The sequence below is a fragment of the Vibrio neptunius genome (assembly GCA_019339365.1).
In the GTDB taxonomy this organism is placed as follows: Bacteria; Pseudomonadota; Gammaproteobacteria; order Enterobacterales; family Vibrionaceae; genus Vibrio; species Vibrio neptunius.
The window spans coordinates 322740-337542 of the sequence record CP079859.1; the positions used below are offsets into that span (position 1 = coordinate 322740).

A 14803-nucleotide genomic window follows, 5' to 3' on the forward strand; every position below is an offset into this window, starting at 1 on the left:
TTGGATATCAACAGATTTAAAGGCGTCCATGATAAGTAAACTGATAACGACCTTCAGAGTCTGGCGATGGAAGCCATTTCAGCTGTTCCGCCAGCGAACTAGGAAACTCGTTGCCCGGCTTAAACCAAGCGGAAGCCTGATAGCTGCGATTAGCTTGGATCATAACTTCCGCCGCACTGCTCACCTGTTGGCTGTTTTGATCACCTTTCAATGTGATCTGGCTATCCTGACAACTAAAGTTAACCACCACTGGACCAACGCTAAGCTCATCCAATGGCGTAATCACTTTGTCAGTATTCCACACTACTGAACCTTCAGCGGTCTGGCAATATGGAGCGGCATAAACCATCGACTTAATACTCAGCTCAACCTGCCCTGTCAGTTCCACTGGAACGGGCACTGGAGGCGCCAGTTCGAGAATTTTTGCAACGGGCAATGAAGCGATCAAGTTTTCAGCATAAGGGCCAGACATACTGTAGCCTACCACACCACGTCCCGTCATTTGCATATCACTGCCACGACCAAAACGCACCTGAGCTTCGGCTTTACCCATGAGCAATTTTAGTGGCGCCAATTGCCAATGTAAGGCGCCTAACTTCTGGCTTTGCCAGGTTAACCCTGTGGCGCTGCCATCCCAGACCGTACCTGAGACACCATGGACGACTAGCTGAGGTGGCAATGGTAAATAGTTCAGCGCAACCTGAGCTGGAACATGCGCCACAGCACTGATCAGAAAGACCATCACCAACGTCAGACTGAGCAGAATGACTTTTTTCACTTAGCTTTACCTTTTAACAAACTGTAAGCGCTTGACTTCAACAGTCCCATCTTGATCACCTTTATCAATGTCCATAAAGGTAGCGGATACACCGTGTTTTTCCTGCAGGAACGTCATCCAATCAAGTAAGCGATTGAATGGCATCGGTTGAACCCAAACCTGCAGTTCCTCGCCACGTGGCTGAACTCTGACAAGCTCTGCTCCAAAACGTGAAGCCGTTGAAGAAATGGACTGATTAAGTGGCAAGCTCGACGATGCCACTCCGCCTTGAGCACGCAGTTGACTGATAGTGTCTGCTTTGTCTTTCACCCAGTTGAGCAATTGTTTCTCGCTCTGGATACGATTCGTCGCCATGTCGGCACGCTGACTGACTGGTTGCAATATGCCCCAGTAGATCACACCCAAAAATAACAATACCGAACAAGCAATCAGCAAACGTTGCTCACGTTGGCTGGTACCTGCCCACCATGCCTGAAGTGAAGATAGTAATTGTTTCACCAGCAGCTCCCTATAATCGCTTAAGCACAAAGGTGCCATTAACGAGAGTCCCTGATTTACTCAGTTGTCCCTGCTCAACCGTAAATTGACCAGACATCAGTTCACGCGCTTTCTCAAACGTCTGGAAATCATTGCTTTGCGCCTGAAGCCTGACTTCTCCGCGAGTACTGTCATACTTGAAGCTGGTGAGCTTGAGGCTCGGGACCTGCTTCATCACTTGAGGCATTTTCACCATCCACTCCAGTACCGAGTCACCACTACCACCACCAGACAGTCGGCTCTCCTCCCGCTCCATTTCTCGTTTGAGATAGGTGACGGTCGGAATTTTACTCATGTTGGTCACTTGACGGAAAATACGTTCACTTTCCTCACGATAGGCGTTGGCTTGCGTTTCAGCACTTTGGATTTGCAGCCAGTTGTCGACACTGAGAATGGCAACCAAGATTCCTGCTGCAATCGCCGCTTTACGCCAAACCTTGAGATGACGACCAAAAGACGACTTCGGCTTAAACTCACCGGACAACAGGTTGACTTTACTTTTGACAGCTTGTTCAGCCAGTAGCTGCATGACCAACTGTGGTTGTTCGTTGTGCCATTTTTGATCATCGGCTAACGTTAGTTCTGGTAAGGGGGAATAGGCCTGAAGTGGCAGATATTCATCCCCTTGCTTCACCCAGTCAGACTGAGCCAAGAACGGCAACCAAGCTAGCTCAATACTGACCGCACTGAACTGACCTTTTTTCACCAACCACTGACCATCCAGCTCTACCGCACTCAAGCCTGACTCTTCAGCGACAGGCAAAGCCAATGCATCAGGTAATACCTTACGCACAGCAAAGCCAAGCTGTCGCATGTCAGCTAATATTGATTCCAACCAGCTGTAGTCAATACCACAGACATAAGCCTGATTGGCTGCCTTTGCCAAAATAGTAAAATGGAGCTCATCCACATCCTGCGCCACATCGTCTTCCAACATGAATGGCAGCATAGACTCAAACTGACGATTCGCGCCTGCTGGGACTTCCAGCTGCGTCAGAACCAAATTGGCTGCGGACACCAGTACAATAACTTGGCGCCCTTCTGCGTAATTGGCAAGCTCAGTCAAATCTTGGTGATTTTGCAGTTCACCGCTCGCTATCACTTCCTTTTGGCTTTCTGACCAAACCAGCCATTGAATCGCTGCTGTTTTACTTTTGCTCAGCCGAACGATTAGAAACTCGTTCACCGATCCCTCCAAAGCGACGGCGTATTACCGTTGCAGTTTCTCTATTATTACTAAACAACAGGCTGCGAATTCGCACCCTGGATTTATCCACTAGCACCTCAGCATCGAGCTCGAAATACACGCTATCGACACTCAGGTAGCCTTTGACTTGTTTTTTGACATCCTCACTCAAACCACTTAGGTCCGATTCAGCGAGGAAGTCATCCGTTGATGCCCATCCATCGGGGCCACGGTTTTCTATAATCTGTTTTGCCTGAGACGAGCTCAGGTTCGGATAGAACATAGCCGCCAGCAGCACTGCATGCTCTGGCGCAATGGTATTCACATTCAGACGAAAATCAGACGTGGGCAGTGCGCAAATCATCGGAGCGACTTTTTCCATCACTTCACCACTGACCTGATTTACTGCTCGCAACTCACTGCTGTCTGCTAACAGTGTATTAGCACTCAAATACGCAGGTGATAAACCTTCGTAGTGGCTGTCTTCGACGCCCGATGAGGAGTTCACCGAATCATTGCTATCAACAAACTCCCATAGTGACTGTGCAATGGTTTCTGCTTCGTAATTGTCCACCTGCAACTCCTCAAGCAGGTTCTGAAACTTTTCCACCAAGAAAGGGAGCTGAGCAGACCCTGCGGTTTGCTCCGCACCAGACAGCGCATTGATATTGAAACAGGCTTGTGCATCATGCAACTTACCGCTCACGGTGCCATAGTCCAAGGCCATGCTATTCAGCTCTTGTGCCCAAGGCTGTGACAGATTGATGCTGTCATCGTTATCTTTATAACTTTGTTCTATACCATACTTCGCGAGAGCTTCAACACCCAGACTGTACCAGTACGCTTGCTGATAACTGATTTGGCTGCCAGCACGCTTAAACTGACTAAACAAACGATCAGCCATACTGGCAGCGATACTGACCATCACCGCCAAGAGGAGCAAAATCACGATTAAGGCAACACCGCGCTGAGGGCGTTTAGCTGTCATTGCTTTTCTCCTCAGAACCGCCCATTTGGCCACCCGCCGTCATATAAATACGCTCAATCTTGCCATAGTCTTCTAGTTCAAGTTCAACCGCTACTGCTTGAGGTAACGTGGCTTTCTTATCCCACTCCTTTTTCCAGTCTGAGCCATCAAAGAACTTCACATTAAACTTTTCCACTTTGTCGAGCAATGGCATGACGATTCCCGTTTGTCCCGCAGGCGTATCAGCGTAGCGCCACCAGACACGCTCCAAAACGTCATCCTTGATTCGATAACCCACTTTACTCACTTCGCCACGTGGAAATTGCTGCTGCGGGTTATGCCAGCCTAAGCGAGTGAACAAGATCCCGTTGGCATCAGAGTCCAGCAAATACTCTTTCCACTGTATCAACAGACCATTGGACTCCTCACCATTGGTACGAGTCTGACGCAGTGCCATCTGACGAAAGTCGCCATCCATAAACACTAAGGCTCGTTGCAGCGTTTTCAGTCGCTCGCTGCGCTCCATGGACAGTTCGTTGCTGCGCTGGACCTGATTGAGCACCTGATAAGCGCCCACGCTCAAGCTGGCAAAGATGGCAATCGCCACCAAAACTTCAATCAGTGTGAAACCGCCCTGAGAGGCTGGTGTTTTACTTCGCCACATAGCTTCTCACCGTCACCACTGGCGAACTTTTTTCACTGGTCGCCACTTTGACATCAAACGCCTGCAAAATATCACCGGCGGTCTCAACAGGTTCTATCGACCAGAACCAATCGCGCCCAGCTAATTCATCCTTACCTTTCTTCTTACTCGGTTTACTCCCTGCCAACATGACTTTAGCCATCTGATTGTCAGCGACTAATGCAGCAAACGTTTTTTCTTCCAGATAATTTAATGTGTTGATGTGCTGGCTTACAGAGCGAATTGTCGCGATCGCAGCGGTAGCGAATATCGCTAACGCAACCAATACTTCTAATAGCGTCATACCCCGTTTAGCTTTCATCTTCGCTTTCTCCCGGAGCCAATAGCACTATTTGTCCATTTTCTTTTGCCACTACCTTCCATGCATCCTGCTCTTCATCGCCTTGTTCAGGATAAATGGCAACAGAAAATGGCGTGACTTCACCACTAGAAACAATAAATACTTGTGGCGGGCGCAACTTTTTCTTTTCTTTATATTCAGCAAACATATCTTCATCAAACAGGCTTCCCGGTTTGAACAGACGTTCATCATCAGCCCATGCGCCCACTCCCATATTCAGCGTCACGGCAACCGACTCATTCATCTTCGTTTCGTATGGAATTTGGTCGATGTTGAGCTTCTGCCAACCTTCACTTTCCAACGACATCAAGTAGTAGATCGATTTTTTCTCGTCGACGCGCAGGCCGAAATCTCTTCCACTGAGCATCGCTTCTTCATTAAGGAGCAATATTCGTTGAAAAAGAGATTCAGCCTGCTTCTTTGCGACGTCTTTTGAACTGGTAGGTAACGTAGAGATCACCGCTACTGAAGCGAGGGATACGAGTACCAAAACCAGTAAGATTTCCAGCAAAGTAAAGCCAGTACGAGCAAGAGTTGGGTAACGTTGGCGCATAGGAAAAAGAGGGCGGCTTATGCCGCCTCTGCCTTATTGAAAGTCCTGAATATTCCAGTTACCGATATCAGCATTGACACCCTCACCACCTTCTTGACCATTAGCACCTAGGGTGAAAATATCGATGTTGCCGTTGTCACCTGGGCTCAAGTATTGGTAATCATTGCCCCAAGGGTCGGTTGGCAGACGCTTGATGTAACCACCGTCGCGATAGTTACGTGGTTCAGGGCTTGATGGCTTATTGACTAACGCTTCCAAACCTTGGTCTGTGGTCGGATAAACACTGTTATCGAGCTTATACATATCCAGTGCATTTTCTAACGCAACAATATCAGTAATGGCTTTTTGTTGGTCAGCCTTCTCTTTGTTCCCTAGAAGGTTAGGAACAACAAAACTCGCTAAAATACCTAAGATGACGACAACAACCATCACCTCTAGAAGTGTAAAGCCAGACTGCTTGTTCATTTTTCTTTTCATTGTAATCTCCAAATAAAAGTTCATAGCGAGAGGTTAAACTGCTCTCAGTATGACTATCCACTCATTAAGTTGTTCATTTCTAAAATTGGCATCAGAGTCGCCATTACGATAAACAGCACTAATCCAGCCATCAGTGCAATCAATGCCGGAGTGAAAATACCTAAAGCAATATTGACCGTTGATTCAAAGTTGGCGTCCTGATTGTCAGCCGCACGAGTAAGCATGCTCTCTAGCTCACCACTCTGTTCACCACTGGCAATCATGTGTAGCATCATCGGCGGGAAGAGCTTGGTCTGTTCGAGTGATTTGCGCAGGCTCGCCCCTTCACGAACGTTATCAGTCGCGCTGAGGACCTGCTGCTTGACGTAGTGATTCGACATCACGTCTACCGCCACTTTCATGCCTTCCAAGATCGGAATAGCACTGGAAGTACAGATAGATAAGGTACGCGCAAAGCGAGAGGTATTCAGGCCACGAGAGATTTTGCCAATCATTGGCATATGAACAATCTTACGATCCCAGCTCAAGCGCAGGTTTGGTTTACTTAGAGCAAACTTAAACAAATACACCAGAACGGCCAGAGCCACTAAAAGTTGAATACCCCAGTGTTGAATAAAATCACTGGAAGCAAGAAGGAACTGAGTCGACTGAGGCAACTCTTGCCCCATCTGAACAAACTGGCCAACAATCTTGGGCACCACTGCCGCGAGCAAAAACGCCACTATACCGACGGCAAAAACCACCAGAACCACAGGGTAAATCATTGCCTGCTGCAGTTTAGAGCGCATTTTTTGTCGATTCTCTGCATAGTCCGCCAAACGCTCCAAAACCGCATCTAGATGGCCAGATTTTTCTCCCGCCGACACCATAGAGCGGAACAAGTCATCAAAGATGTGCGCGAAGTCCGCGAGACTGTCAGACAACGTATAACCTTCAGTAACCTTTGAACGTACCGCCAGCAACATGGTACGAATTCGCGGCTTTTCAGACTGCTCCGAAACTGCTTTCAGACACTCTTCTAGCGGCATTCCTGATTGAACTAAGGTCGCCAACTGGCGAGTAATCAGAGCTAAGTCAGGCGTACTGATACCGCGCTTGAAGGTCAGCCCAGCTTGCTCGGTCTGCTTTTTGGCTTTCTGACGTGTTTCACTCACCTCAACAGGCATTAAGCCTTGCTCTTTTAGCCGAGCTCGGACCTGACGTGCGTTATCGCCTTCAATGACCCCTTTCTGGGTTTTGCCTTTCTTATTGAGGGCTTTATATTCAAACGCTGCCATTAGCCTTCCTTAGTCACCCGCATGACTTCTTCAAGAGAAGTGATACCTTGACGAACTTTGCTCAAACCATCATCACGAATACTTGGCGTGTGCTTACGAATGGCTTTTTCAATCGCCTGCTCACCCGCTTCGCTATGAATTTGCTCTTGTACCAGCTCGTTAACTACCAGTAACTCATGGATACCAGTACGACCACGATAGCCCTTCTGATTACAGTGTTCACAGCCGTTAGGCCTGTAGAGGATCAATGGTTCTTCTTTCTCCAGAGCAAAGAGTTTTTTGGTTTCTTTGTCTGCTTCGTAGGGCTCTTTACAATCTGGGCAAAGCGTACGAACTAGGCGCTGTGCCAACACGCCTAACAGTGATGAGGAGATCAGGAACGGCTCAATGCCCATATCACGTAAGCGGGTGATCGCGCCCACGGCTGTATTGGTGTGTAGGGTCGACATCACCAAGTGACCGGTCAACGAGGCCTGAACAGCGATCTGCGCGGTTTCCAAATCACGAATTTCACCGACCATGACAACATCAGGGTCTTGACGCAAAATAGCACGTAAGCCACGAGCGAACGTCATATCTACTTTGGGGTTAACCTGAGTCTGACCGATACCATCGATATCAAATTCAATCGGGTCCTCAACAGTAAGGATATTGCGTTCGTTGCTATTGAGCTCCTGCAGACCAGCATACAAGGTGGTCGACTTACCTGAGCCAGTTGGGCCAGTAACCAAAATGATGCCATGCGGGCGTTCAATCATACGGCGGAAGCTTTCATGGTTAGCTGGCGTCATACCTAAGCTATGCAGATCAAGTCGAGTTGCATTCTTATCCAAAAGACGCATCACCACTCGCTCTCCGTGAGAGGACGGCATGGTAGACACACGTACATCAACCGCTCGGCCGCCAATGCGCAGAGAGATACGTCCATCTTGAGGAACGCGCTTCTCGGCAATATCCAACTTAGCCATAACCTTTACACGCGAGACCAATAGTGGTGCTAATTTGCGACTTGGTGACAACACATCCCGCAGCACGCCATCAATTCGGAAGCGGATTGAAAGCGCTTTTTCGAATGTCTCAATATGGATATCCGATGCCCCTTCTTTGATCGCTTCACCTAGCATGGCATTAATCAGCTTGATGATCGGCGCATCATCATCGGACTCAAGTAAGTCCTCATCTTGCGGCAGGTCTTCAGCTAGCGAGAAGAAATCATCACTGTCCGCGCCCAAATCTTCCATTAACTGGCGGGCTTCCGACGAGTCACGCTGATACGCTTCGGTCAACTTTGAATCGAATTCTTCCTTAGACACTTCGCGCAACTCAAAATGCTCACCCGCCACACGCTTTACTTCGATTAAGGCTTCAAACGACAAAGGGGCAACATAATACAGAACCAACCCCTGCTCTGAAGGCTCAAGAACCAGTTGCGAACGATTGGCAAAGCTGAACGGTAAGCGACGGAAAGTGGTTATCTCATCCATCACTTCGTTTCCATTTGGTCAAGGAAAGCCTGAATCTCAGCTGGGTGACTAATTTCTTCACCAAACTTAGGCAATACAGGCGTTTGCGCGTCTTCCATCAGCTTGAGACCTTGTTCTGCTTTATAAAGCTGCTCAGCACGAATAAAATTGTATTTACGCTGAGTAATACCATCTGCAGTCACACCATCGCGAATAATGGTTGGTTTGATGAATACCATCAGGTTGGATTTCTGCATTTGAGAGCTGGTCGACTTAAACAAACGACCTAAATAAGGGATATCACCTAACAGCGGAACTTTAGACTCACTCTCTTGCGCGCGTTCATCAATCAAACCGCCCAGAACAATCATCTGGCCATCTTCTACCATCACTGACGTATTAAGTTGGCGCTTAGCAAAGCTAACATCCACCGCCGCGTTACTGGTCGCAGGCAGAACGTTAGACACTTCCTGCTCAATGGTGAGCTGTACCGAGTTACCTTCGTTGATTTGCGGAACGACTTTCAGCTTGATACCGACTTCTTTACGATCAACAGTCTGAAATGGGTTGTCGTTGTTTGATCCCGCAGCAGAACCAGTGATTACCGGTATTTCTTCACCGACAATAAACGATGCTTCGCCATTGTCCATCACAGTAATACTCGGAGAAGACAAAATGTTAGAGTTGGTATCACTCGACACTGCGCTGATCAAGGCAGTCCAGTCTCCCATGACAACACTCAATGCTGCACCGTTAACGCCAGAAAGCGCGGAAGCCAGTGTTGAGTAATCGCCTTTCGTCGTTGTTTGTTCGTAGTATTTTATCTCACCAGTAGTACTATCTCTGATAGGCTTGCTCTCGACGGTGTCTTTTGCCTCTTCTAGGCCGACCATGACACTACCGATCTTGGTTCCAGCATTCCCATATTGGATAACTGCGCCCGTATCGAGTGATCCCCACTGAACGCCCAAATTGATGCCATCGCCCTCTGTCATTTCGACGATCAGAGCTTCAATCAGTACCTGCGCACGGCGAATATCCAATTGAGAAATCACATCCTGAAGCGCGTTCATAATATCTGGCGGCGCCGTCAGAACAAGCGCATTGGTACCCGTGTGAGCCGAAATCATCACTTCACCACGCTTGACACTGGAAGCCTGTTTAGAGCCAGAAGACTTCTCGGCTTGCAGGTTGTCAGAGACACCTTTCAGAACATCAACGAGATCTTCAGCCTTAGCGTACTTTAAATAAACGACGCGATTGTTACCTTTGGTCGCCATTTCAACATCAAGCTGCTTAATCAGCTTGCGCAGACGCTTTCTAACCTGAGGATCACCAGAGATAAGAATGGAGTTAGTACGGTCATCTGCAACCAACTTGGGTTGAAGAAACTCTGGCGTACTTTTCGCGTCCGTTGTTTTGTTCAGAGCGTCAACAATTCGTACCATTTCTGCGGCGGAAGCATTGTCCAACTCAACCACTTCAATTTCTTTATCGCCTGCTTGGTCGACACGCTTGATGATGTCGGCCAGTCGATTAACCACCGCAGCGCGACCCGTAATAAGAATAATATTGGCAGGATCGTAGTGCACAACGTTACCCGCGCCAGCATTATCATTGAGCTGACGCAACAAAGGGGACAGTTCGCGTACCGAGACATTACGTACCGCAACGACACGCGTCACGACTTCGTCACCTTGGACTGAACCATCACCAACAACAGGAATCGCCGACGTTTTTGCATCTTTAGATTTAATGACTTTGATAACACCGTTGTCCATTTCGACAACCGCATAGCCATACACTTCAAGAACATTTAAGAAGAAACTGTAATACTGCTCTTCTGACAACATGTCATAGCTGCGCACGTCAATTTTGCCACGTACTGACGGGTCAACAATGATGGTTTTTTCCAGATTTCGACCAACAATGTTGATGAACTCTTGAATATCTGTGCCTTTAAAGCTCGCACTGTATTCGTTAGCGAATACAGTAGCTGGTGGCATCAACAAGCTTCCTGCTAAAAGCCAAGCGCTTTTTTTAAGCCAATGGTTCACTCTCTACTCCTCGGAATGATTCAAGAATCTGCATCATTCTTACAATTCAATATAAATTTCATAAGGCTGGCCATCTCTTTCCACCGTCAGGTTGAGCTCGGTGAGTTGAGACATGTTTTTAAAGATCTCTCCCATCGCTGCAGGGTTACTCAGATCTTGGCCATTAATTTGTGTTGCTATATCCCCTGACTGTAAGCCAACTGATTCGAAGAGTTCTTTCTCTTTACCCGGGGTTAAGCGATAGCCAATAACGTCTCCGTCTCTTTTAATCTGAGACATACGAACATATTGGAAAATTTGTTTTGCGTCTTTGCGGATAACAGCACGAATTTCTTCCAGCTTATCAACTGAAACGTCTGCCTTGACCGATTTGGCTTTAGGTTGTGGTTGCGGATCTTTAGTGTATTTAAGTCCTTCCAGCATAACCGTCTCATTACGACCCGAGTTATCAACAATAATTCGATCGTACAGCACCTGAACCACCTTGGCTCTTGTCCCTTCCAGAGTTTCACCGATCCCATAGGTCGCTTGTTGACCTCGACTTGCGACTACAGCAAGGTTCTTACCGGGTTCTGTGCTGGTGACAACCCCAACCAAAATGACACTCAAACGACTTTTAGGCGCTTCCGTCACTACGGGTTTTTTCGCAACCGGAGCTTGGGATTGATAGCGGCCAAACAAGTGGCTGTTTTGCAATTCAGCAAGATTCAAACCCGAGTCTTTGCTGACACTACCGCTGACCAAAGTAGGACGCCATTGGGCAACAGATTGCGACTCCATAGGTTTCCATATTAGTGCGCCAGCCACCCAGGCACTTACTCCCAACAATACAACTGTCGCCATTGAGCTCAGGCGGTCTTGATTTTTAACAAAACTGTCCAGTTGAATTACACCACGTATGTTCACTCACAATCCTTTTCATCACCAGCTGACAAAGCCATGCAAGGTACTATTTACCAAACAAAGCACTCTATAATTTGAGTTTTTATTTGAACGAAACATTCTACCAAAATATGAAACAGGCTAAATAGCTAACCGCCTGATTAACATGTAAAGCGGTGGAATTTTACCATATACCTTGAAAAATGCGCGCTTCATCACCATTGTTACAGCAATAATTTGGCACAAGATTCATCACCAGTTAGAGGCGAGTATCCACAATGGGTTCCCAAACTGAAGTAGTTAGACTCGATAAATGGCTATGGGCAGCACGTTTTTACAAAACACGCTCCATTGCTCGAAATATGGTCGACGGCGGCAAAGTTCACTATAATGGCCAGCGCAGCAAGCCAAGTAAAGCCGTTGAACTAGGCGCAATGATTACTCTTCGCCAGGGGCATGAGGAGAAAACCGTTGTTATCGAAAAAATTTCGGATCAACGACGTGGCGCTCCCGAAGCACAAACCCTCTATACCGAAACTGGGGACAGTCTTGCTAAGCGTGAAGAAAATGCCGCCCGTCGCAAACTTCATGCGCACAACCCAAGTCCAGAGCGCCGCCCCGATAAAAAGCAGCGTCGCGACATCATCAAATTCAAACATCAATAAATATCAGCCAACATTCGGCTGATATCAGTACCGTACGTACGAGGAAATGCTTACATGGCAAACAATGTTTTAAACCGCTACCTTTTTGAAGACCTTTCTGTACGTGGCGAGTTGGTACAATTGGATGAAGCTTACCAACGCATTATCTCCAGCAAGGAATACCCAGCGCCTGTTCAGAGTCTACTCGGCGAGCTCTTGGTAGCGACGACTCTGCTGACAGCAACGTTAAAGTTCGAAGGCTCTATCACCCTGCAACTTCAGGGTGACGGCCCTGTTTCATTGGCTGTCATTAATGGCGACCATGATCAGAAAGTCCGCGGTGTAGCACGCTGGGAAGGAGACATTGCTGAAGATGCGAGCATCCATGACATGATGGGTAAAGGCCACTTAGTGATCACCATAGATCCTAAGAAGGGAGAGCGCTATCAGGGTATTGTTGGCCTTGATGGTGATAACTTATCTGAAGTTCTTGAAAGCTACTTCGCAAACTCAGAGCAACTTAAAACACGTATCTGGTTGCGTCTTGGGGAGCATGAGGGCAAGCAGCATGCTGCTGGTATGCTAATTCAGGTGATGCCAGATGGAACGGGAGCACCTGACGACTTTGAACACTTAGAGCAATTAACGGATACCGTCAAAAACGAAGAGCTATTTACGCTCCAAGCCAACGAGCTGCTTTATCGTCTCTACAACCAAGAGAAGGTTCGCCTGTTTGAGCCACAGCCAGTGGCATTCCATTGTGGTTGCTCACGCGAGCGCAGTGGCGCTGCGATCATGACCGTCGATCGTGCGGAAATAAAGGATATATTAGCGGAAGTCGGCTCAATTTCTCTGCATTGCGATTACTGCGGTACGGACTATACATTCGATGAAGCTCAGATCGCAGAGCTGTTTGATCACACGGATTCGGACAACGAAACGCTACATTAATTTTTTACATTTAAGAAGCACGTAATTTACCAGTCAAAAGGCCAGCACTTCGCTGGCCTTTTTGTGATCAAAAGCCCGTAAAAATTGGACTTTCACGTAATAAAGCAACCACTTAATTTTATTCAATTAATAATTCTTTTTGATCTAGCGCAATCCTTTGCGCGCACGATACACTACTCCAGCCAATATGTGATGAGTCGCCTAAAACCATACAGGAATCATGGATTTTTTTTTGAGCTGTATCCCTGTTTTCACAGAGACCCGTTGCTAGCATGGTGAGCAGATAATAACCAATACATTATTACAAAATCCCTACAGAATATTCCTACAAGGAGCACCTATGACCGTTATGGAACATGCAAAGGCTGCAACAATTGATCTTACCAAACACGGGCTTCACAACGTAAAAGAGGTTGTCCGCAACCCAAGTTACGAAATGCTGTTCGAAGAAGAAACACGCGCAGATCTGGAAGGCTACGAGAAGGGTGTAGTCACCGAACTAGGCGCAGTTGCCGTGGACACGGGTATCTTTACTGGACGCTCACCAAAAGATAAGTACATCGTTAAAGACGCAACAACAGAAGAGCACATGTGGTGGACTTCAGATGCGGTTAAAAACGACAATAAGCCCATCACTCAAGAAATCTGGAATGACCTCAAAGAACAGGTCACTAATCAACTTTCTGGAAAACGCGTGTTTGTTATCGACGGTTACTGTGGTGCTAACCCAGATACGCGTCTAAGTATTCGCGTTATCACTGAAGTCGCATGGCAAGCACACTTCGTCAAAAACATGTTCATACGCCCTAGCGAAGAGGAGTTGGCAACATTCGAACCTGACTTTGTGGTGATGAATGGTGCTAAGTGCACGAACCAGAAATGGAAAGAGCACGGCTTGAACTCTGAAAACTTTACTGTATTCAACCTTACTGAACGTATGCAGTTGATCGGAGGCACGTGGTATGGCGGTGAAATGAAGAAAGGCATGTTCGCGATGATGAACTATTTCCTTCCCCTGCAAGATATAGCCTCTATGCACTGTAGCGCAAACAAGTGCAAAGAAAATGGTGATGTTGCTGTCTTCTTCGGCCTATCAGGCACAGGTAAGACAACACTCTCAACTGACCCTAAGCGTGAGTTAATCGGTGATGATGAGCACGGTTGGGATGACGATGGTATCTTCAATTTCGAAGGTGGGTGCTACGCCAAAACCATCAAGCTTTCGAAAGAAGCAGAACCGGACATCTATAACGCAATTCGTCGTGACGCGCTACTTGAAAACGTAACCGTACGCAGTGACGGTTCAATTGACTTCGATGACGGTTCAAAAACAGAAAATACTCGAGTGTCTTACCCAATTGAGCACATTGAGAACATCGTTAAGCCAGTATCGAGAGCTGGTCACGCAAACAAGGTGATCTTCTTGTCTGCGGATGCATTCGGCGTGCTGCCTCCTGTTTCCAAGTTGACTCCAGAGCAAACCAAGTACCACTTCCTATCTGGCTTTACCGCGAAACTTGCTGGTACTGAGCGTGGCATTACAGAGCCAACACCAACCTTCTCCGCTTGTTTCGGTGCGGCATTCCTGACACTACACCCAACCAAGTACGCAGAGGTACTGGTGAAACGTATGGAAGCAGCGGGTGCTGAAGCGTACCTAGTAAACACAGGTTGGAACGGCAGTGGCAAGCGTATTTCCATTCAAGACACCCGTGGTATCATCGATGCTATCCTCGATGGTTCAATTGAGAACGCAGAAACGAAACATATTCCAATCTTTAATCTGGAAGTGCCGACTGCGTTGCATGACGTCGATCCAGCCATCCTAGATCCACGTGATACCTACACTGATCCACTACAGTGGGAAAGCAAAGCCAAAGATCTGGCTCAGCGCTTCATCAACAACTTCGACAAGTACACGGATAACGATGAAGGGAAATCACTGGTTGCAGCAGGCCCTCAACTAGATTAGTGATATCATCACCAAT

15 protein-coding genes are annotated in these 14803 nt (G+C 47.4%); 3 read left to right on the forward strand and 12 right to left on the reverse strand.

What is annotated here, in order from left to right:
• Positions 1–16 precede the first annotated feature (16 nt).
• Genes KW548_01550 through gspC form a run of 12 tightly spaced genes read right to left on the reverse strand, consistent with a single transcriptional unit; the run spans position 17 to position 11244 of the window.
• Positions 17–778, reverse strand: coding sequence for a type II secretion system protein N (locus KW548_01550; GenBank protein QXX06846.1), 762 nt, complete (start codon positions 776–778; stop codon positions 17–19).
• A gap of 6 nt (positions 779–784) precedes the next feature.
• Positions 785–1276 carry a type II secretion system protein M gene (locus KW548_01555; GenBank protein ID QXX06847.1) on the reverse strand — a complete coding sequence of 164 codons (492 nt, stop codon included), beginning with the start codon at positions 1274–1276 and terminating at the stop codon, positions 785–787.
• 10 nt (positions 1277–1286) lie between these two features.
• Positions 1287–2501, reverse strand: a complete 1215-nt coding sequence (gene gspL / locus KW548_01560; GenBank protein QXX06848.1) for a type II secretion system protein GspL — start codon at positions 2499–2501, stop codon at positions 1287–1289.
• Positions 2464–3489, reverse strand: coding sequence for a type II secretion system minor pseudopilin GspK (gene gspK, locus KW548_01565; GenBank protein QXX06849.1), 1026 nt, complete (start codon positions 3487–3489; stop codon positions 2464–2466). Before gspK ends, gspL begins: the two co-directional genes overlap by 38 nt.
• On the reverse strand, positions 3479–4132 hold the full coding sequence (gene gspJ, locus KW548_01570; protein QXX06850.1) for a type II secretion system minor pseudopilin GspJ: 654 nt from the start codon (positions 4130–4132) through the stop codon (positions 3479–3481). Before gspJ ends, gspK begins: the two co-directional genes overlap by 11 nt.
• Entirely contained in the window at positions 4119–4472 is a 354-nt protein-coding gene (gene gspI / locus KW548_01575; GenBank protein ID QXX06851.1) for a type II secretion system minor pseudopilin GspI, read from the reverse strand. The genes gspJ and gspI overlap by 14 nt, the downstream gene beginning before the upstream one ends.
• The gene (gspH, locus tag KW548_01580; protein ID QXX06852.1) at positions 4462–5064 is read right to left on the reverse strand and encodes a type II secretion system minor pseudopilin GspH; all 603 of its coding nucleotides are present in this window, start codon (positions 5062–5064) and stop codon (positions 4462–4464) included. The genes gspI and gspH overlap by 11 nt, the downstream gene beginning before the upstream one ends.
• Before the next feature lie 33 nt (positions 5065–5097).
• Positions 5098–5541: a type II secretion system major pseudopilin GspG gene (gspG, locus tag KW548_01585; protein ID QXX06853.1), complete on the reverse strand. Its 444-nt coding sequence runs from the start codon at positions 5539–5541 to the stop codon at positions 5098–5100.
• 53 nt (positions 5542–5594) lie between these two features.
• On the reverse strand, positions 5595–6818 hold the full coding sequence (gene gspF / locus KW548_01590; protein QXX06854.1) for a type II secretion system inner membrane protein GspF: 1224 nt from the start codon (positions 6816–6818) through the stop codon (positions 5595–5597).
• On the reverse strand, positions 6818–8302 hold the full coding sequence (gspE, locus tag KW548_01595) for a type II secretion system ATPase GspE (protein ID QXX06855.1): 1485 nt from the start codon (positions 8300–8302) through the stop codon (positions 6818–6820). Before gspE ends, gspF begins: the two co-directional genes overlap by 1 nt.
• Positions 8302–10338, reverse strand: coding sequence for a type II secretion system secretin GspD (gspD, locus tag KW548_01600; protein ID QXX06856.1), 2037 nt, complete (start codon positions 10336–10338; stop codon positions 8302–8304). The genes gspE and gspD overlap by 1 nt, the downstream gene beginning before the upstream one ends.
• Positions 10339–10377: 39 nt before the next feature.
• The gene (gene gspC, locus KW548_01605) at positions 10378–11244 is read right to left on the reverse strand and encodes a type II secretion system protein GspC (protein QXX06857.1); all 867 of its coding nucleotides are present in this window, start codon (positions 11242–11244) and stop codon (positions 10378–10380) included.
• 254 nt (positions 11245–11498) lie between these two features.
• Here gspC and hslR point away from each other — a divergent pair, with 254 nt between their 5' ends.
• The 3 genes from hslR to pckA all read left to right on the forward strand — a co-directional run bounded on the left by hslR (position 11499) and on the right by pckA (position 14787).
• Positions 11499–11885, forward strand: a complete 387-nt coding sequence (gene hslR, locus KW548_01610) for a ribosome-associated heat shock protein Hsp15 (protein QXX06858.1) — start codon at positions 11499–11501, stop codon at positions 11883–11885.
• A 54-nt stretch (positions 11886–11939) separates the two neighbouring features.
• Entirely contained in the window at positions 11940–12815 is an 876-nt protein-coding gene (gene hslO, locus KW548_01615; GenBank protein ID QXX06859.1) for an Hsp33 family molecular chaperone HslO, read from the forward strand.
• 340 nt (positions 12816–13155) lie between these two features.
• Entirely contained in the window at positions 13156–14787 is a 1632-nt protein-coding gene (gene pckA, locus KW548_01620) for a phosphoenolpyruvate carboxykinase (ATP) (protein ID QXX06860.1), read from the forward strand.
• The last annotated feature ends 16 nt before the right edge of the window (positions 14788–14803 follow it).

Excerpts from the sequence above, each read along its gene's own strand:
- gspF (QXX06854.1), bottom strand. The coding sequence starts at position 6,818 with ATGGCAGCGTTTGAATATAAAGCCCTCAATAAGAAAGGCAAAACCCAG.
- gspG (QXX06853.1), bottom strand. The coding sequence starts at position 5,541 with ATGAAAAGAAAAATGAACAAGCAGTCTGGCTTTACACTTCTAGAGGTG.
- gspH (QXX06852.1), bottom strand. The coding sequence starts at position 5,064 with ATGCGCCAACGTTACCCAACTCTTGCTCGTACTGGCTTTACTTTGCTG.
- hslR (QXX06858.1), top strand. The coding sequence starts at position 11,499 with ATGGGTTCCCAAACTGAAGTAGTTAGACTCGATAAATGGCTATGGGCA.
- gspI (QXX06851.1), bottom strand. The coding sequence starts at position 4,472 with ATGAAAGCTAAACGGGGTATGACGCTATTAGAAGTATTGGTTGCGTTA.
- hslO (QXX06859.1), top strand. The coding sequence starts at position 11,940 with ATGGCAAACAATGTTTTAAACCGCTACCTTTTTGAAGACCTTTCTGTA.
- pckA (QXX06860.1), top strand. The coding sequence starts at position 13,156 with ATGACCGTTATGGAACATGCAAAGGCTGCAACAATTGATCTTACCAAA.
- gspJ (QXX06850.1), bottom strand. The coding sequence starts at position 4,132 with ATGTGGCGAAGTAAAACACCAGCCTCTCAGGGCGGTTTCACACTGATT.
- gspE (QXX06855.1), bottom strand. The coding sequence starts at position 8,302 with ATGGATGAGATAACCACTTTCCGTCGCTTACCGTTCAGCTTTGCCAAT.
- gspK (QXX06849.1), bottom strand. The coding sequence starts at position 3,489 with ATGACAGCTAAACGCCCTCAGCGCGGTGTTGCCTTAATCGTGATTTTG.